Below are 19340 nucleotides of genomic sequence, written 5' to 3' on the forward strand. Positions count from 1 at the left end.
CGGTCGTCAAAAATATCTGTGATCTGAGTTGTAAGCCGGAGTAAAAGCCAATCTCCGCGCCTTATTGCGGGCATTCGCTTTGCTATGCTTGACTAATAATTTCAGGCGATACTTTTTCGGCAGGTGATATGAATCCAGAAAAACAGCCCTCCCCTGCGCTTTCCGCTACGCAACGCCGTTGCCATGTGTTGCTGATGCTTTACGCGCCGCTGACGGCGGTTCAGCTGGAGATCATCAGTGAAATTAATGGCGTCGCATTAGACATCACGTGGGAAGATCTGGCAGAAGTGACCTGCGAAATTCAGCGGATCCACCAGCTTGATGTGCTGCAATATAGCGAAAAACAGTGCCGTATTCAGGGCGACGCGCTTGCTCAGCGGCTGTGTTTATTTCAGGGTTTGCGCCGCACATTACGTATTTCCCCGGATTTCGTTTCGCGCCATTTCATCCCATGGTTGCACATCGCATTTGAAGGCCAGACCTGCCCGAAAGCGGCACTGCGCACCGATATTCTGGGTTTGATGCTCGAAGATTGCGGTGCATTGCTGCCCAGGCCGCTGAGCGGACATGACCGCCAGCTGATGCTTATCTGTCTTCAATACTGTCTGTGGCAAAACAACGGCCCGACCGGCTTGCGTTTTACCGAACAACAGCGGCGCTGGTTGCGTGAAAAACCGGAATATCCTGCCGCCCGCGAACTGTTTAGCCAGTTGCAGGCACTCAGCAAAGGCCGTCTGGATGACTGCGAATGTGAGTTTTTCACGCTGATGTTACGGATGCTGAAAATCCACAGTTATCAGAGTTCCGGCTCAACGGAAGATCAGCGCCTGTTATTAGAAATTGAAAATATGGTGGCGCGTTTTCAGGATATTGCCGGCATGAAATTCAGCAGTTACGAAGGACTGGTCGGTCAGCTTTTCGCTCATCTGGGCCCGGCAATTGAACGCTGTCATTTCGGCATCGGCATCGATAACCTGATGCAGGAAGAAGTGAACCGGATGTATCCGCGTCTGGTGCGTACCACCCGCGAGGCGTTACAGGGGTTTGAGCACGAATACCTGATTACGCTTTCAGAAGATGAAGTCGGGCTGGTGGCCATCACCTTTGGTGCATGGCTGATGCAGGGTAACGCCTTGCAGGAGAAACAAATTTTGCTGCTGACCCACGATAATCCGCAGCTGGAAGAAGCCGTCGAGCAGCAAATCCGCGAGGCGACGCTGCTGCCGCTGAACATCAAATATCAGACGCTGGCGGATTTCTATAAATTCGGCGCACCGAGTGGCGTAGCGATGATTGTCACCCCCTACGCCACCCGCAGCACTGACGCCGATCCGCTGGTGATCCACACGCAGTTACCGCTGGCAAAAGAGCAGCGGAAACGTATCCGCTCGCTGCTCGAAGCTCCCTAACGGGCTGATGTCGCAACCGTTGACGGCGTCACAGCCGGACGCAGGAAAATAGCCGGCACTGCCAGCAACGCCATCACCCAGAATAATCCGGCATGCAGATGTTCGAACAGGAAACCGGATAACATGGTCATCACTGCCACGCCGCCCCCCATTGCCAGTGCGGAATACACCGATTGCAGACGGATCACCTGATCACCTGGCCGTGCAGCAATAAACCGCATGCCCGCCAGATGGCAGACCGTAAACGTGCCACAGTGTAAAATCTGCATCACAATCAGCCACGGCAAAGCGGTAAACGCCCCCATCATTGTCCAGCGCAACACGCCGCATACGGCCGAAAGCAGCAGAAGATCCCGTGCCGACCAGCGGCTGAACAGCTGTTTACTGAAGGTGAATACCAGCACTTCCGCCACCACACCCAGCGACCATAAATAGCCGATAGTTGTGGAAGAATAGCCCACGTCCTGCCAGTAAATGGCACTGAAACCGTAATACGCTGCGTGAGCCCCCTGTAACAGCGTCACACATAACAGAAAACGCCAGACCGGTTTTTCGCTCAGCAACGCTTTCCACGAAATACCCGGCGCCCCGCTTGCACGCGGCTCTCCCGCCGGCTTCACGCTCGGGCGCAATAACATGCCGAGCAGCATCGCCGCCACGCCTGCGGTCAGCGTATAGAGAATCGCGTTATGGCCATACACCTCGACCAGTTTGCCTGTGACCGCCGAACCAATCACAAAGGCAATGGAACCCCAGACGCGCACCTTGCCATAATCCATATTGATCTGCCGTTGTAGCGTACCTGCCAGCGCATCGGTCAGCGGCACCAGCGGACCGAAGAACAGACTGAATCCGGCGATGTTAATCATCAGCCATGCCCAGCCGTTGCCAAACCAGAAACCGACGGCAAACGCCAGCGTAAGCAGCGCCAGAATACGCAGACCGGTAATAAGGTAAGAAGGGTCTTTGATGGAGGGAGAAATGATGAGCGTGCCGAGAAAGCGGGCGACCAGACCGGCACCGAGCAGCAGGCCGATGCTTTCGGAGGAGATCCCCTCGCCTTTGAGCCACAAGCCCCAGAAGGGAAGAAAAATACCGTAACTGAAAAAGTAGGTGAAATAACTGAGTGCAAGCCAGCGCGTGGAACGCAATTCCATAAATCCTCCGGTGTGAGGCCAATACTTTGACAAAGCTCACAATCGCTAGCAATCCGCAGACGCTTTCTGACTTCAGGAATGTCTGCCAGCTCACAAATTCTGATACATGCCCATAAAAAAACCCGCCGGAGCGGGTTTTCGCAGCTTAACGGCTTCGCAAATATTACGCGTAAACCGGGAAGCGTGCACAGATGTCGAGCACTTTCTGTTTAACGCGTTCGATGGTTGCTTCATCGTTCACGTTGTCCAGCACGTCACAGATCCAGCCAGCCAGTTCACGCGCTTCGGCTTCTTTGAAACCGCGACGGGTGACGGCTGGTGTACCGATACGCACACCGGAAGTCACAAACGGGCTCTTCGGATCGTTAGGCACGCTGTTTTTGTTCACAGTGATGTTAGCGCGGCCCAGTGCAGCATCCGCTTCTTTACCGGTCAGGTTTTTATCCACCAGATCCATCAGGAACAGATGGTTGTGTGTGCCGCCGGATACCACTTTGTAGCCGCGTTCCAGCACCACAGCCACCATGGCCTGTGCGTTTTTAGCCACCTGTTGCTGGTAAGCTTTGAACTCAGGCTCCATCGCTTCTTTCAGTGCGACTGCTTTACCGGCAATCACGTGCATCAGCGGGCCGCCCTGGCCACCCGGGAAGACAGCGGAATTGAGTTTTTTATAGAACTCTTCGTCACCGCCTTTCGCCAGAATCAGACCGCCGCGTGGACCGGCCAGCGTTTTGTGCGTGGTGGTGGTCACGATATGTGCGTGAGGAACCGGGTTCGGGTAAACGCCTGCAGCAATCAGACCGGCAACGTGTGCCATATCAACGAAGAAGTAAGCACCAACGCTGTCGGCAATTTCACGCATTTTTGCCCAGTCAACGATACCGGAGAATGCGGAGAAGCCGCCGATGATCATTTTTGGTTTATGCGCTTCGGCCTGACGTTTCACGTCTTCGTAATCGATATCGCCGCTTTCGTCGATGCCATAAGGCACCACGTTATACAGTTTGCCGGAAAGGTTAACCGGTGAACCGTGAGTCAGGTGACCACCATGGCCAAGGTTCATCCCCAGAATAGTGTCGCCCGGTTGCAGCAATGCGGTATACACCGCGAAATTTGCCTGTGAGCCGGAGTGCGGCTGAACGTTGGCGAAATCTGCACCGAACAATTCTTTTGCACGGTCGATGGCCAGTTGTTCTACGATGTCGACGTACTCACAGCCACCATAATAACGTTTGCCCGGATAGCCTTCGGCATATTTGTTGGTCAGTTGCGAACCCTGAGCCTGCATGACACGCGGGCTGGTATAGTTTTCTGACGCAATCAGCTCGATATGTTCTTCCTGACGAACAACTTCTTTTTCCATTGCTGCCCACAGCTCAGCATCATAATCGGCAATGTTCATTTCACGCTTTAACATCCGCATCTCCTGACTCAACAAACTAAAAAAAAGCCCCTTCCGGGTTCTGCGCCACAGTGTAAATGTTTAAGCGGCCTTCGGATAGGGTCAGTTTGAGGTTTTTAGGCAAACGATTGGCTCCAGATACAGCAAGGCTTTGATCTGCGAACCTCTGCCCATAATCAAGAGATATTTATTCACCCGGTCATGCACAAATTTCAGCTTTGTGACCCGGCCCCTGCGGGGGAAAGCCCTTACCCCTTTAGGGGGGTTTACAGCAATAGTCGGTTTATATAACATGCATTTTAAATGCATGTTATATAAAATTCTCACAGAGCCGGAGTTCACCATGCTTGATTCAGCCACTATCGCCACCGTTAAATCCACTATCCCTTTGCTCGCTGTGACTGGCCCGAAACTGACCGCACACTTCTATGACCGCATGTTCACACATAACCCCGAGCTGAAAGACATCTTTAATATGAGCAACCAGCGCAACGGCGATCAGCGTCAGGCGCTGTTCGATGCCATCTGCGCTTACGCCGCCAATATTGAAAACCTGGCGGCGCTGCTGCCTGCCGTGGAGCGCATCGCGCAAAAGCACACCAGTTTTACCATTCAGCCTGAGCAATACAATATTGTCGGGACTCACCTGCTGGCAACGCTGGATGAAATGTTCAGTCCGGGCCAGGAAGTGCTGGATGCGTGGGGCAAAGCCTATGGCGTGCTGGCGGATGTGTTTATCAACCGTGAAGCTGAAATTTATCAGGACAGTGCAGAAAAAACCGGTGGCTGGCACGGTACGCGTGAATTCCGTATTGCCGAAAAACAACCGCAAAGTGAGCTCATTACCTCTTTCGTGCTGGAGCCTGTCGATGGTAAACCGGTGGCGGACTTCAAACCGGGGCAATATCTGGCGGTGTATATTCGTGATGCTTCACTGGAGAATCAGGAAATCCGTCAGTATTCCCTGACACAGGCACCGAATGGCAAAAGCTACCGCATCGCGGTAAAACGCGAAGGGCAAGGTGCGGTGTCCAACTTCCTGCATAATTTCGCGCAACCGGGCGATATTATTCATCTTGCCGCCCCGCACGGTGATTTCTTTATGGACATCAGCGATATCACGCCGGTGGCGCTGATATCCGCCGGTGTCGGTCAGACGCCAATGTTAGGCATGCTCAACACACTGGCACAGCGCGGACACCCTGCCCCGGTTCAGTGGTTGCACGCCGCGGAAAACGGCGCGGTGCATGCGTTTGCCGGTGAAGTGAAAAACGCGCAGGAAAGCCTGCCGCAACTGGAACATCATGTCTGGTATAACCTGCCACAGGCTGATGATTTACCCGGAGAAGATTTCCAGTATCAGGGACTGATGGATCTGAGCAAAGTCAGCGGGTCACTGAGCACCCCGGACATGCATTTCTATCTGTGCGGACCGGTGGGCTTTATGCAGTTCGTCGCCAGACAACTGCTGGCGATGAACATCAGCGAAGCTAACATTCACTACGAATGTTTCGGCCCGCATAAAGTGATTTAATCCCTGCACGAAAAAAAGGCTGACACAGAATGTCAGCCTTTATTATTGCTGCGTCAGCAGGTATTAAGGACGACGGCGACGCATAAAGAATAAAGCAATCAGCAGGATAACCACCAGCCCGGCAATGCCCATTCCCCAGTGCGCCAGTTCCAGCAGCGGCGAAGGTTTGCCGCCTGCACGCAATTCTTTCACCCGCTCCGGCGTAACTTTCGCCTGATCGTTGCCAAACTGCTTCAACAGCTGATTGCTCAGCGTAGCGACCTGCGTATCTGACAGTAAATGCTCAAAGGCCGGCATCGCGACATCTTTGTTTTCCGGCCCGCGCTGCACGCCATGTAAAATCGCCATCACCAGATTGTCGCTGTTCAGATGTCCCAGCGCAGTGTTATTCATCAGCGACGGCAGGCCACCGTCTTTGCTGCCACGCCCGTCGGGCTGATGGCAACTGGCACAATAACCGTCATACACCTGCCAGCCGGTCATTTTTCCGGCGTCAGCCGGACGCGGAACGCCACGCAGCGTATCGACATAATTCGCCGGTGATCCGAACTGATCGGCGGCTTTCGCCTGTCCTTCCTGACTGACCGGCGTGGTTTGTTTCAGCCAGACGGCAATCGCCTGCAAATCGCTGTCGCTCAGATGGCTCAGGCTGTGGTCAATCGCTTCAGCCATCGGCCCTGCCGCCTGCGCCTTGCCCGGTGCGTGACCCGTTTTCAGGTAACCGGCAATTTCATCCGTGCTCCAGTTGCCAATACCGCTGACCGCATCCGACGTAATGTTCGGTGCAAACCAGGTGCCCAGACTGCTGCCGCTCAGCGCTTTATCGCCCTGCTCTGCCATCAGCGCATTACGTGGCGTATGGCAAGTGCTGCAGTGTGCGAGTGCTTCGCCAAGATAGGCCCCCCGGTTGATCTGATCGCTTTTCGACGGATCGGCTTTAAACGCCCCTTTTTCGAGGAACAACAAGTTCCAGCCCGCCATCGACAGACGCACGTTGAACGGGAACGGCAATGCTGTCGGCGTTGATGGCACATCCACCGGTGATACACCCTGCATAAAATAGGCATACAACGCTTTCATATCGTCATCGCTGATTTTGGCATACGAGGTGTAGGGCATCGCCGGATACAGATTCGCGCCATCGCCGCGCACGCCGTCGCGCACTGCATGTTCAAACTGTTCCAGCGTGTAATTACCGATACCGTCTTTTTTAGAGGGTGTGATGTTGCTCGAATAAATGGTGCCCAGCGGCGTCGCCAGCCCGAGGCCGCCGGCAAACGGCTTGCCACCTTCGGTGGAATGGCATGCCACACAGTCTCCGGCTACTGCGATATATTCGCCTTTCCTGATCAGCGCATCCTGCTCCGGCGATAACGCGGCGTAAGCCGTGCCCGCAGTCAGGCTCAGGCCAAAGGCCAGCAACGCGCCCGTCAGACGTTTGTAAGTGAAACGGTTCAGAGTCATGTCAGTCAGCCTATAGCGCAGTTTTGGCAAGATGATCAGCGGTACGTAATGCCAGCGCAACAGCGGTCAGCGTGGAATTGACCGTGGCCGAGGTTGGCATCACGCCGGTACTGGTGATGAACAGATTTTCATGGTCATGGGTGCGTCCGAATGCATCTACCACAGAATCTTTCGGGTCATGACCCATGCTCATCGTGCCGGTGATGTGCTGGTTGTTGCCGTAAACGCCCGGCTTACTGAAGCGTAAGTTGGTGCCCCCCATCAGTCGGGCAATTTCGGTGTATTCCTTCACCGCACGCGCCATACCGCGATGCACATAATCATCCATGTGGTAAATCGCTGCCGGTTTCGGAATACCCAGTTTGTCTTTTTTATCGCTGAGAATGATGCGGTTATCGTAATTGGGCAGCTGTTCCATCACGTTTTTCAGGCTGGTCTGGTGCGACGCCCGGCGACGAATTTCGTTATCCAGACTGATGCCGTAGACGCCTTCCGCCAGCAAATCCTGCGTGACCGACTGCACCTGGGAAGAGTTGGCGATATCGATACGGAACGAGGCGTAATCTTTACGGAAATCGCCGTCGCGCAGGCTGTTGATTGAAGCCGGGCTCATCGGCCCGCGCCCTGCCCACAACGGTTCTTCGGTTTCAAACGTCAGAGAATTACTCGGGTGATCCATCAGGTGACGCCCGACGGTGCCGGAACTGTTTGCCAGCCCGTCCGGATATTTATCACTGGCAGAAATCAGCAGCAGTTTCGGGCTTTCAATGCCGTTGGCTGCCAGAACGAAGTTTTTCGCCGTGACTTTATGCTCACCTTTATCCGGATCATAATAATGCGCGGCGACAATGCGGCCTTTTTCGTCATGTTCCAGACGGTAAACCACGGCGTTGGTAATAAGTTTTGCGCCCGCCGCCTCAGCAGCCTGCGCAGCGATGCCGCCGTGATATTGTGCGTCGATCGGGCAAATCGGCATGCAGTTATTGTTACCGCAACAGGCCGGACGTCCGTCATAGTTACGGCTGTTACGCGCGGTAGTGTTAACAATCACGTCATAACCGCCAGGTGCCAGTCGCTCACGAAAACGCTGTTGCAGCCAGGATTCGGCGACCGGTTCCATCGGGAAGGGCTGGTTGCGCGGTGAGCCGTTGTCAGGTGCACCGGAGACGCCCATTTTCACTTCAGCTTCGTAATAAAACGGTTCCAGTTCTTCGTATGACAACGGCCAGTCACGCCCGACACCGTACAGCGTGTTGATCTTCATATCGTTTGGCAGAACACGCCACGCCTGTGCCGCCCAGTGCCAGGTGGTGCCACCCATAATACGGATATATTCCGCCGGGAACGGATACGGCCCCTGCTGTTGCAGATAATCATTATCTTCCGGTTTATACACCGGATGTGGCGACCAGTCGGAATACGGATACGGCGACATAAAGTCTTTTTTACGCGGCGAATTACGGAAGTTTTCAGTCAGCGTTCCGCGGTCAATGCGCGGGCCGGACTCCAGAATAATGACGGAGATACCTTGTTTTGCCAGACGCTGTGCGACCAGCGAGCCGCAGATCCCTGAGCCGATGACGACGACGTCAGCGGAAAGTTGTTCACTCATTGCTTAACCCTTTTGGAACGTTATTTTCAGACGGGCTGTTTTGCCCAGGTACCGTAAGCGCCGTAGGCATAGCTCGGCGGATTGAGGTGATCGCGAACCGCAACATTCATCAGCGCATTTTCATACGCCAGACAAACGGCCTGTTTACCCTCGCCGACCACCCCGAGATACCACGCCTGAAGGATGCTGCGCGGCAGTTTCGCCAGCGCAGGCTGCTGTGCATCCAGCGTTTTTTGCAGATCAGCGGCGTCAATATGATTCGCCGTGATAAATCCCTGCAATGCCTGAACCTGTGCGGTGAAGTCCGGGTACAACTGCAACATCGTCTGGTAATAACGTTCAGAAAGGGCCGGATCTAACTGTTCGTGACCGGTCAGATACAGAGAAAGTTGGGTGAAATCCTGTTTTGCCTGAGACAAACCGGCAACCGGCGCGGCATAGACCGGGCTGAGCAGCAGCTTATTCATCAGCGGAACGGAAAGCGCCGCCAGTGCGCCCCCTAAAAATACGCGACGGGAAATACGTATGGGTTTTTCTTGTTGTGACATTGCAAAGCCTTTTGAATGGGCGTGAAAACCACGATCAACGGAGATCAATCCACACCAGTGTTGGTTGCCGGATACTTTCACCCTGAATTATTTTAGTGAGTGATTACAACGTACCTGACAAGTTTTTCTAACTGGTATAACAACAAGTGTGATTTTACTCTCACTTTTTCAACGAAGTCACAATAAAAACCCTTCAACCTTCACAAAAAACTAACAAATAGCATTTTTTGTGGTGATCGCCGAACAGGGTTTTTCCGTCTACGGAACAAAAGCGGGTCATCGAAACAGAATAAACAGAGGGTTGGGTGTGATTTGGTTAAAGAGTGATTGGTATAACAAGATGGGATCAACAGGGATAGGAAAGGGAAAATACAGAGCGGGTAACCGGCAATTACCCGCCCTGATGAAACATTAAATCGCTTCTTCGTCCTGCTCCCCGGTACGGATACGGACCACTCGTGCTACATCAAACACGAAGATTTTACCGTCACCGATTTTACCGGTCTGCGCGGTAGTCATAATGGTTTCCACACAGGTATCCACGATATCATCTGCCACGACAATTTCGATTTTCACTTTCGGCAGGAAATCGACCATGTATTCCGCACCACGGTAGAGTTCGGTGTGACCTTTCTGACGGCCAAAGCCTTTCACTTCGGTCACAGTCATCCCGGTAATCCCGACTTCCGCTAATGCTTCACGGACATCGTCGAGTTTGAATGGCTTGATAATCGCATCAATCTTTTTCATGGCGGACCCTTATAATCATTCGTTTGCTCTCCGCCTTCCTGCGCGGCAGCATGGTTCACAATCTGGTTTCGGATGCCTGTGGCATGCGAAGGCGCTAAAGGTATCATAGTTCAGCGGCAGGAATGTACCTCAAGCCTCTGAAAGTAAATTCCCGTTACTCTTTAAAATCGGTCGCTTCTAACGCATGGCGGGAGAGCAACTTATAAAACTCGGTGCGGTTACGCCCGGCAATACGTGCCGCCTGCGTCACATTACCTTTGGTGATTTGTAATAGCTTACGCAGGTAGTTCAGTTCGAACTGATTCCGCGCATCGGCAAACGTTGGCAGTGCGGTGTTTTCTCCTTCCAGTGCCTGTTGCACCAGAGCTTCGCTGATCACCGGTGCAGAAGTCAGCGCCACGCATTGCTCGATAACATTCACTAACTGGCGCACATTGCCCGGCCAGCTGGCGACCATCAGCCGTTTGAGCGCGTCCGTAGAAAAACTGCGCACAAAAGGTTTATGCCTTTGTGCCGCGACACGCAGCAGATGATTGGCCAGCAGCGGAATGTCTTCTGATCTTTCACTCAGCGTTGGCAACTTCAGGCTGACGACGTTAAGGCGGTAAAACAGGTCTTCGCGAAATTCACCCTTCTCCATCGCTTTCGGCAAATCACGGTGTGTTGCAGAAATAATGCGTACATCCACATCAATATCCTGATTGCTGCCCAGCGGACGCACCTTACGCTCCTGCAGTACACGCAGTAATTTCACCTGCAGCGACAACGGCATATCGCCGATTTCATCAAGGAACAACGTGCCGCCGGTCGCCGCCTGGAACAGCCCCTCACGATGGCTCACCGCGCCGGTAAATGCGCCTTTAGCATGGCCAAATAACTCGGATTCCAGTAACTGTTCCGGTAAAGCGCCGCAGTTAATGGCGATAAAAGCTTTTTTGCCGCGCGGGCTGGCAGCGTGAATGGCCTGTGCCAGCACTTCTTTACCGGTGCCGCTTTGGCCGTTAATCAGCACACTGACATCAGACTGCGCCACCATATTGGCCTGTTCAAGCAGACGCAACATGATCGGGCTGCGGGTAACAATCGATTCGCGCCAGCTTTCATCAGCCGACGGACTGGACTGCGCCAGAGCTTCATCGATAGCCTTATACAGCGCATCGCGGTCAACCGGCTTGGTGAGGAATCCAAATACGCCCTGCTGGGTAGCGGCGACCGCATCGGGAATAGAGCCATGCGCGGTCAGAATGATCACCGGCATGCCTGGCTGGAATTTTTGGATTTCGGCGAACAGCGCCATGCCATCCATTTCATCCATGCGCAAATCGCTCAGCACCAGATCAATACGTTCGCGGTGCAGCACACGCAGCGCTTCAGCACCGCTTTCGGCGGTGGTGACACGAAAACCTTCGCTAGTCAGGCGCATGCCCAACAGTTTTAACAGGCTGGCATCGTCATCAACCAGCAATAAGCTGGCAGCTTTACGTATCGTCATTTTGCGTTCTGATCCTTAGCGGGCGGCACGTAGGTTTCGGCAGGTTTGACCGCATTACCGGAAGCTGCCTTCACAGGCGTGCTGGTATCGTTATCCGGCAAATCGCCCTGACTCTGTTTGCGCGAGGAAAGCTGGCGCTCAATATCGGTCAGGTTTTCCAGCTTACGCCGCATATCCGTAAGATTATTTTCCAGCACCTGTTGTCCGGCGGTCAGCGTCTGAATTTTTTCTTCATTCAGCGCCTGCTGGCGGGCATTGCGGGCTTTTTCATCCCCCAGTACTACCTGCAGATTCTGCCGTTCACGCCATAACTGTACCAGCGGGCGAATCGAGCCCGGCATCTGGCCGCGGTACTCGCTGACTTTCGCCAGCAACGCGCGACGCTGCTGCTGATCGGGATCCGCACCGGAAAGCAGAATGCTTTGTTTAAACACCCTTTCCCACTGGGTTGCCGGGATCTGCTGCGCCTGATAACGCGCCTGCGCGTCACTCATCCGGTCAGCACAATCCATCGCCCGTAACCAGTACAGTGAATTGGTCATCGCGTCGCTGTCGTCCAGCGCCCAGAGCGTTTCACAAGGTGCAATACGAAAGTCGATCACTTTGCTGTCTGGCACGATCTGATCGGAAACTTGCTGATAATAATGGTTATTGCCGGAATGCGGCACGCAGCCTGCCAGCACCAGCGGTGCACCCACTAAGACCACCCGGCAGCGTAACAGCGCATACAAACCGCTTAAAAATTTGATCATTATTCATTCTTCTCAGCCGTCAGGGGCAATTCAATACGGAAACAAACGTCCGCATCCTCAACGGCAACCAGTTGCAGCTCTCCATGCATGCGACGAATGCAGTCCTGAGCAATACTCAACCCCAGACCGCTGCCTTTTACAGCCCCTTTTCTCTGCTGGCTACCCTGGTAAAAAGGTTCAAAAATCATCGCGCGCTCGGCCTGCGGGATCGGCATTCCGGTATTCGCCACCTCGATCATCACCCGTCCGTTTTCGTGCCGGCTGCGGACCCAAATAGTACCGGATTCAGCCCCGTAGTGCACCGCATTGGAATAGAGATTATCCAGCACCCGTCTCAGTAAAGTCGGTTCTGCCAGACACCGGGGCGCTTCGATCGTCACTTCACTGCGGATTTTTTTTGCGCGGGCAGGCAGGCTGTTAGCGGTCACAACGTCGTCCACCAACGCTTTAAGATCAACAACCACACTCAGCGTCGGTGCATCCGCCAGCTTGCGGTTGTAGTCGAGCAGTTGTTCAATCAGCGTTTGCAGGTGGCGGCTGCTGTTATTAAGAATAGCCACCACTTCTTTCTGATCCGGCGTCAGCCGCCCGGCCACTTCATCCGCCAGCAGCTCGGTGCCTTCACGCATACTGGCGAGCGGAGTTTTGAGTTCATGAGAAATATGACGCAGAAATTCGTGGCGTTGTGACTCCAGCCAGGCAAGGCGTTCACTCAGCCAGACGATACGCTGTACCAGCGAGCGGATCTCCCGCGGCCCTTTAAAGCGGGCCACATCCCCCAGATTGCGCCCTTCGCCCAGCCGGTTGATCATCCGCTCGACGCCTTTTACCGGCCCGATAATCATGCGGGTGAACAGCACCACCAATGCGCCACTGAGCAGAAAAAGCACCAGCGCCTGCCAGCCAAAAAACTGGCCGCGTTCGGCAATCGCACGCTGAAGTTGCTGTCCGCGCGAGAACACCACTTCCCGGGTTGCCTGAACCATCTCAGCATTAGTGCGTGAGAAATTTTCCAGTCGTGCAGAGGAGTCTTTATCCGGTGAGTTATTCAGACAGGTTGGTTGTGTCAGTTGTGTCAGCAAAGTGCGCAGCGTCTGGTAATAGCGCAGATCCGGCAGCACAGACGCATGCGCATCCAGCAACTGGGCATATTGTTTGTGCTGATTCTGATAAAGGCGGGAAAGCGTCGGATCGTCGAGGACACAATACTGGCGATAGCTGCGTTCCATTTCCAGCGCAATGCCGGACATCGATTCACTACGGCGCGCATCACTGAGCGTGGTGCGGTTGATACGCGCCGCCTGCCGGCTGAGCTGATCCAGACTGTCATAAGCCTGATAAGCCAATACCAGTAACGGCAGCATCACCAGCAGGAAAGCCATTAAGACCAGCTGACGTAACGAACCGGGGAATAAACGTCTTCTTTTCAACGAATTCATCTCATTTACCACAGATAAAGTCATGCTAGCGGACAACGGTTTAAACAGCCAGTGTCGTCGGGGAGGTTAACAAGATGGGGAAACAGGAGAGACAGACGGCGAAGGGTTGGCCTGCTGAATATTCTTCAGAAAATTCAGCAGGCCGGAAAAGGTGGTGCCTCACTCAACGTGTCGTTCGATGCTTGATAACGTGCTTGCGCAACGATTATCGGTCGGGTGAACGATAGGCACCGTTTCTTTGGCGTCATTCGGACATTATGAGCATATCAACGCTTTCGCGTGAGCCAATCATAATCAGGTGAATGAGCAACTGCTGCAATCTAGCAGGATACGTGCCAACTTTAAAGGAAAATATTCAAGCGTATGAATTTTAATAATTTTTATTTTAATAATATTTCAAGCTTCCTCATAAGGCGCAATAATCCGTTGGAAAAACACCCAAGGTGTCGCTGAATCGCAACAGTATCCCACCGCGCAAACCGAATCGTTAATTATCAAACAGTTAAATGTCTCCAAATGGAGACAACCCAAAAGGCTATTGTCGCTATTTTTAGACACATCCTGTCAGGAGTTAATGCCGGCTTTTTTGCTCAGCAGCTTATCGCTGCACATCGCCGGGCCTGAGCCGGCCGGTAAGGCCTCCACACACCTGTCGGCTACGTCGGATGCCTGCCGTTGGGTACACTCAGCCGACAACCGGTGTAAAAACGAATAACCGGATCGCGTGGGGTTAAAAACTCACAACAGAGTGATTTCCTGTTAATTATCTTTGCAGTTTCAAAGGATTATTATTTCTCAGGAGGTGAACCCTCTAAAAACGCTTAATTTATGACATCTGGGATCATACAATTTTGTTTTACCCACAGGAAATAAGAACATCTAAAACACATCAGATAATACTGTCAAAACCATAGCAAAAACAAATAATTATTAACAATCCAATTATTTTTAATTATGTATTAAGCCATTCAAAAAGGATCACGTGTTATATTTCGGGGATAACCCTAAAAATAAACCACTGAGGCAGTATGTTTTCACATAAAAAGTCGGGAATTACATTTATTAAAAAACAGGATATTAAATATTTATCCGGGGACAGAGAAAAAATACTCAACAACTGGCGTTCCCTGCCAAAAAACTATGTTCTGATTCATGCCTTTGAAGGCGCGGAGAGTCCGTTTTGCCACCAACGCGCCGAATCTCTTTTAAGCAGTTGGGATATTATCAGCACCTCGCTGGTTGACTTAAAAGATATCCAACCCTTAAGCAAAACCAAGCGGTATACCGGAATGTATTGCGCCACTGCCTTAATTCTGGAAGTCCCGGTACAAAATATTCTGGGGACGCATCCGACTGACGTCTGGTTTCCTAATCACGTCGGGCGTAAAAATGGCTATGCCGGTGGCAGGATTATCGATGCTTCAGCCCTTAGTCGTGCGATATTCCGCGGAGAAGGTAAAGACGACTACCGGTGTGAAGGAGGATATCAACGACTGCTGACGCCTCAGACACTATTGTCAGAAGATAAGAAAAAACGCCATATTGAATCGCATAATGAAGTGCTCATTATCGGTCGCCCGGGAGTTAAGATATATGCCGGTCTGCCGGCAACACAAAGGATCCGGGTGCGCAAAATAGTGGTTGTCGAACATACAGAAAGTAACGATATGTATGATTATTGTGCGGAATCACCCGAAGCAGTCGCCGCTAAAGCGGCAGAAATCAACCAGTTAGAATACGAGATAATTTGAGTCAATATCGATAAGTATGGGGTATACCCTGATGTCGTCCCCTAACAATGACACCCGGTTTTATAAGATACTGATTATTTGAGGATGAGTATCCGGCCCTTATTCAAACGAAATCCCGCTCTGCCGCCAGAACGCAGCTTCGCTGTTTAACGGCAGGGATATCAGCAAGTTGCACACCTTGCCGATCTAATAACGCAAGATGATGTGATCCGACGCCCGGCATCAATGCTCGCTAAAGCCCAGCGAATTGGGTGTCGGTACCGGCTGTTCGCAGTCAGCCGGATTATCCGCTTTCGCCGGATCACAAATTGCCGCCTGTGGCGGCAGGAAAATATGGTCGAGGATCGCACGCGCCGTTGGCCCTGCTACGACGCCGTCGCCGCCGCCATTTTCCATGATCAACGCCATCACCACTGTCGGATGTTTATAAGGCGCAAACGCAGTATAGAAAATGTGGTCACGTAAACGTACCGGCGTCATTTTAGCGTTATAGACCTGATTCTCCCGCAAACTAAATACCTGTGATGTGCCGGATTTGGCCGCGATCTGATAAGGCGCGGTATGGAAAAGTTTATAGCCGGTACCGTTCGGGAGATTAGCCATCCCGAACATGCCGTTCTTCACGATGCCCCAGATCGGCGATTTTGGATCAGCAATTTGCTGCGTTGGCGGCATCTTATAAGGGGTAACTACTTTTCCACTTTTTGCAGAATACAGCAGATGGGGCGTTTCCAGCTTGCCGTTGTTCACCAGTGCGCTCAGCGCCCGTACCATCTGAATCGGCGTCGCCACCCAGTAACCCTGGCCGATACCTACCGAAACCGTATCCCCCTGGAACCAGCCTTTTTTGTGAACCTTCATTTTCCACTCACGGCTCGGCAGCACACCGTTATATTGCTCATCCAGATCAATACCGGTCGACTGACCATAGCCAAATTTACTCAGCCAGGTATGGATACGGTCGATGCCCATTTCATAGGCCACCTGATAGAAGAATGTATCGGCAGATTCTTCGATAGCTTTGGTCACATTCAGCATACCGTGACCGGTTTTTAACCAGTCGCGGTAATGGCGCGTGGTGCCCGGCAGCGTCCAGGTCGGCGCGCCGAAGAAAGTGGTTTGTGGCGTGATAACGCCTTCAAACAGCGCCGATGTCGCCATAAAAGGTTTCACCGTCGAAGCCGGCGGATACAGCCCTTGTGTCACACGGTTGATCAGCGGCAGATCCGGATTTTTCAGCAACGCGCTGTATTGTTTACTGGAAATGCCGTTCACAAACGGGTTCGGATCATAACTCGGGCTGGAGACCATTGCCTTGATCCCGCCGTCACGCGGATCCATCACCACCACCGCCGCACGCTGCCCTTTCAGCACTTTTTCGATGTACTGCTGCAAATCCAGATCCAGCGTCAGATAAATATTTTGCCCGGCCTGCGGCGGAACCTCTTTCAGTAAGCGCACCACATGACCATGGTTATCGACTTCAACTTCCTGATAACCTGTGCGGCCATGCAGAATATTTTCATAATACTTTTCAACGCCCTGCTTGCCGATATCGTGATCAGCGGCGTAATTCTCGGCGATACCTTCTGCTTCAAGACGTTTGGCATCTTTATCGTTTATCTTCGAAACATAACCCACGACATGTGCCAGTTCTGCGCCATACGGATAACGGCGTTGCTGATAGGTACTGATGGAGACGCCGGGAAAATCAAACTGGTTAACGGAAAAGCGTGCGACTTCGACATCCGTGAGCGCCAGTTTCAGCGGGATCTGCGCAAAGCGTCGTCCATGGATCATCGCATCATGAAAACTGTCCAGATCATCCTGCGTCAGACCGACAATGGGTTTCAGCGCATTTAGCGTAGCTTTAAGATCAGGAACTTTTCCCGGGATCACTTCAATCTGATACAGGGTGATATTTTGCGCCAGCACGACACCATTGCGATCCATGATCAACCCGCGGCTGGGTGCGATCGGCAGCATTTTGATGTCATTCTGATTTGAGCGGGTCTGGTAAAAATCATGCATGCCTATCTGCAGGTGATACAGATTAAACACCAGTGCAGACGACAGGAGGATCACGACCAGAAATGCGATCACGGCACGACGAACGAAAAGGACGGACTCGGCGGTATGGTCGCGGATTTCGTCGTTAAGTAAGGCCATAAGCGGGCAAATACCTTTTTTGTCTGCTTCTTGAAGCGGGCGAAAATGAAAAAACTGGATACCGGAAAAGTGCGCAAGAATAGCCCGTCGGGCAACAGGCGACTATAAGAAGTGTGCTAATGAACTGGCTGGAGTGTTTCTATTTATTGCAGGGCGTTGCGGACAGGCGTAACACCCCGGATTCAGAAAATGTGGTGGCCGGGCTTTTTATTTCGCAGTATTCACTTTGCAATCGCCGTAGACATAACCTTCAGTTTGCGTCGCGACCACAAAACTGTCTTTTACGTGAATATACATGAGGTTATCTTGCGCACCGGCTTTCATTGGCTGATTGTCTTTGCCAATGATGTCCGTCAGTTCCGGGCTGGTCACCATTTTGCTCCCATCGGGAGAAAAACTGAACGTGTTACCTGCGTCATAAACCTGTGCATTTTTATTGACGACCTCAGAAACATCGTTGCCATCATCGGACTGAGTATGATGCGTTAATACACATTGATACTGAGTGACAGCAGATGCTGAAAACGACGCCAGCACCAGGGAAACCGCCACATAACTGCCTAACCTGACCATCAGATAAATCCATAAAGTGAGCAAGAGTTCCATGCTATCACTTGTCTGACTGATAGAAAGCGCTCGCGAAAAAAATATTCGCAAGCTGAATGACTTAACTAAAATCCGCCATCATTTATGATAACCCCGTTCAGGGAAGCGCGTTTACTCGTTTTTTGTGCTGCCACCTGGAAAGATCCTGCCTATAATCCGCAGATTGCATTTAAGTTGTTAACAAAGGATTGAGATGAAATCGTTCAAAGTTCCCGGTACGGAAATGCATTTACGTTTCCATGAATTGTCAGGGCTGGGCGTCCCGCTGGTTTTCTTACACGGTCTGGGCTGTGCGGCCTCATGCGATTTTCCCCGGGTGGCGACAGATGCCTTCCTGCGTCCGCGACGCTCGCTGCTGTTGGATTTCGCCGGTTCAGGTTACAGCGATAAACCCGATAATTTCAGCTACAGCCTGCAGGCGCATACTGATTGTGTGATTGCCTGGCTGGAGAGTCTGAGTGTGCCGCAAGTCAATTTAATCGGTCACAGCATGGGCGGCAGCATCGCCATTATGGTGGCAGCGCAACGTCCTGATCTGATCCAGCGTCTGATTGTCGCCGAGCCAAATCTGGATGCCGGCGGTGGCACCTTCAGCCGCGCGGTTGCTCAGTACTCAGAAGAAGAGTATCTGCGCGAGGGCCATGCACACCTGATTAATGTCGCAGTACGCGGTAACGATCACATTTGGGCAGGGTGTATGGGCATCGCCTCGCCGCTGGCTATCCACCGTCAGGCAACCGGGCTGGTCAGAGGTGAAGCGGTATCATGGCGCGAACAGCTTTATCAGCTGGAAATGCCTGCGACGGTACTGTTTGGTGAATTTTCACTGCCTGAACCGGATGTCGCCGTTCTGCCGCAACAGGGTATTCAGACCGCCATTGTGCCGCAAGCCGGTCACTCAATGATGTGGGAAAACCCGACCGGCGTCGCGGCTGCGATTAATGCTGCGCTGAATGCCGGGGCATTGTAGGTCAGAGCATAGAAACGAAAACGAGCCAAAACGGCTCGTTTTTACAGCGTAATCATTTAAATCTCCCGAGCCGGACGTCTCCGACGGCACAACAATGCCTTCCAAAAAAGTTTGTTACCCTGCCCGAAAAAACTAAATGACGGATTAGTGATCCAGATCAACTAAAACCCGCGTCCCGCAAGGCCTGCAGCGGTGCTTTAAGTCCAATTTTGGGATGAATTTAGCCCGAAAATGGCGACTCATGCCGTCATGGATGCATTTCATTCCGCAACTCATGCATCTCAC

At 52.4% G+C, this 19340-nt stretch carries 15 protein-coding genes; 4 read left to right on the plus strand and 11 right to left on the minus strand.

Annotation, left to right across the window (positions count from 1 at the left end):
- The first annotated feature begins 128 nt into the window (after positions 1-128).
- Positions 129-1409 (plus strand): stationary phase inducible protein CsiE, encoded by a 1281-nt coding sequence (csiE, locus tag ACOZIO_RS08285; protein WP_129955114.1) that lies wholly within the window; start codon positions 129-131, stop codon positions 1407-1409.
- On the opposite strand, the gene ACOZIO_RS08290 is transcribed toward csiE, so the two are convergent.
- Both ACOZIO_RS08290 and glyA read right to left on the minus strand, forming a co-directional pair.
- Complete coding sequence (locus tag ACOZIO_RS08290) at positions 1406-2566, minus strand: 3-phenylpropionate MFS transporter (protein WP_217137869.1); 1161 nt, start codon at positions 2564-2566, stop codon at positions 1406-1408. The two genes, csiE and ACOZIO_RS08290, sit on opposite strands and share 4 nt — an antisense overlap.
- 163 nt (positions 2567-2729) lie before the next feature.
- The gene (gene glyA, locus ACOZIO_RS08295) at positions 2730-3983 is read right to left on the minus strand and encodes a serine hydroxymethyltransferase (protein ID WP_129955112.1); all 1254 of its coding nucleotides are present in this window, start codon (positions 3981-3983) and stop codon (positions 2730-2732) included.
- 328 nt (positions 3984-4311) lie between these two features.
- Here glyA and hmpA point away from each other — a divergent pair, with 328 nt between their 5' ends.
- On the plus strand, positions 4312-5502 hold the full coding sequence (gene hmpA / locus ACOZIO_RS08300) for an NO-inducible flavohemoprotein (RefSeq protein WP_421595173.1): 1191 nt from the start codon (positions 4312-4314) through the stop codon (positions 5500-5502).
- Positions 5503-5565: 63 nt separating this feature from the next.
- Here the strand turns inward: hmpA and ACOZIO_RS08305 are convergent, their stop codons facing one another.
- From ACOZIO_RS08305 to ACOZIO_RS08335, 7 genes are all read right to left on the minus strand, one after another.
- Positions 5566-6966 (minus strand): cytochrome c, encoded by a 1401-nt coding sequence (locus tag ACOZIO_RS08305; RefSeq protein WP_129955110.1) that lies wholly within the window; start codon positions 6964-6966, stop codon positions 5566-5568.
- Between the two features lie 10 nt (positions 6967-6976).
- Positions 6977-8578, minus strand: a complete 1602-nt coding sequence (locus ACOZIO_RS08310) for a GMC family oxidoreductase (RefSeq protein ID WP_129955109.1) — start codon at positions 8576-8578, stop codon at positions 6977-6979.
- Between the two features lie 26 nt (positions 8579-8604).
- Positions 8605-9126 carry a sorbitol dehydrogenase family protein gene (locus ACOZIO_RS08315; RefSeq protein ID WP_129955108.1) on the minus strand — a complete coding sequence of 174 codons (522 nt, stop codon included), beginning with the start codon at positions 9124-9126 and terminating at the stop codon, positions 8605-8607.
- Between the two features lie 411 nt (positions 9127-9537).
- Positions 9538-9876, minus strand: a complete 339-nt coding sequence (gene glnB, locus ACOZIO_RS08320; RefSeq protein WP_013574351.1) for a nitrogen regulatory protein P-II — start codon at positions 9874-9876, stop codon at positions 9538-9540.
- A 154-nt stretch (positions 9877-10030) separates the two neighbouring features.
- Positions 10031-11368, minus strand: a complete 1338-nt coding sequence (glrR, locus tag ACOZIO_RS08325) for a two-component system response regulator GlrR (protein WP_129955107.1) — start codon at positions 11366-11368, stop codon at positions 10031-10033.
- Positions 11365-12120 carry a two-component system QseEF-associated lipoprotein QseG gene (gene qseG / locus ACOZIO_RS08330; RefSeq protein WP_217137871.1) on the minus strand — a complete coding sequence of 252 codons (756 nt, stop codon included), beginning with the start codon at positions 12118-12120 and terminating at the stop codon, positions 11365-11367. Before qseG ends, glrR begins: the two co-directional genes overlap by 4 nt.
- Complete coding sequence (locus ACOZIO_RS08335; protein ID WP_421595174.1) at positions 12120-13559, minus strand: sensor histidine kinase; 1440 nt, start codon at positions 13557-13559, stop codon at positions 12120-12122. Before ACOZIO_RS08335 ends, qseG begins: the two co-directional genes overlap by 1 nt.
- A gap of 1028 nt (positions 13560-14587) precedes the next feature.
- Here ACOZIO_RS08335 and ACOZIO_RS08340 point away from each other — a divergent pair.
- The gene (locus tag ACOZIO_RS08340) at positions 14588-15310 is read left to right on the plus strand and encodes a hypothetical protein (RefSeq protein WP_129955104.1); all 723 of its coding nucleotides are present in this window, start codon (positions 14588-14590) and stop codon (positions 15308-15310) included.
- Between the two features lie 222 nt (positions 15311-15532).
- Here ACOZIO_RS08340 and mrdA read toward each other — a convergent pair whose 3' ends face one another.
- Both mrdA and ACOZIO_RS08350 read right to left on the minus strand, forming a co-directional pair.
- Positions 15533-17479 carry a penicillin-binding protein 2 gene (gene mrdA, locus ACOZIO_RS08345; protein ID WP_129955103.1) on the minus strand — a complete coding sequence of 649 codons (1947 nt, stop codon included), beginning with the start codon at positions 17477-17479 and terminating at the stop codon, positions 15533-15535.
- A 207-nt stretch (positions 17480-17686) separates the two neighbouring features.
- Entirely contained in the window at positions 17687-18085 is a 399-nt protein-coding gene (locus tag ACOZIO_RS08350) for a hypothetical protein (protein ID WP_235173780.1), read from the minus strand.
- 193 nt (positions 18086-18278) lie between these two features.
- Between ACOZIO_RS08350 and ACOZIO_RS08355 the strand changes: the two genes are divergently transcribed.
- On the plus strand, positions 18279-19055 hold the full coding sequence (locus ACOZIO_RS08355; protein WP_129955102.1) for an alpha/beta fold hydrolase: 777 nt from the start codon (positions 18279-18281) through the stop codon (positions 19053-19055).
- Positions 19056-19340: the final 285 nt, after the last annotated feature.

The sequence above is a fragment of the Rahnella sp. PD4 genome (genome assembly GCF_049199325.1).
Taxonomy (GTDB): Bacteria; Pseudomonadota; Gammaproteobacteria; order Enterobacterales; family Enterobacteriaceae; genus Rahnella; species Rahnella perminowiae.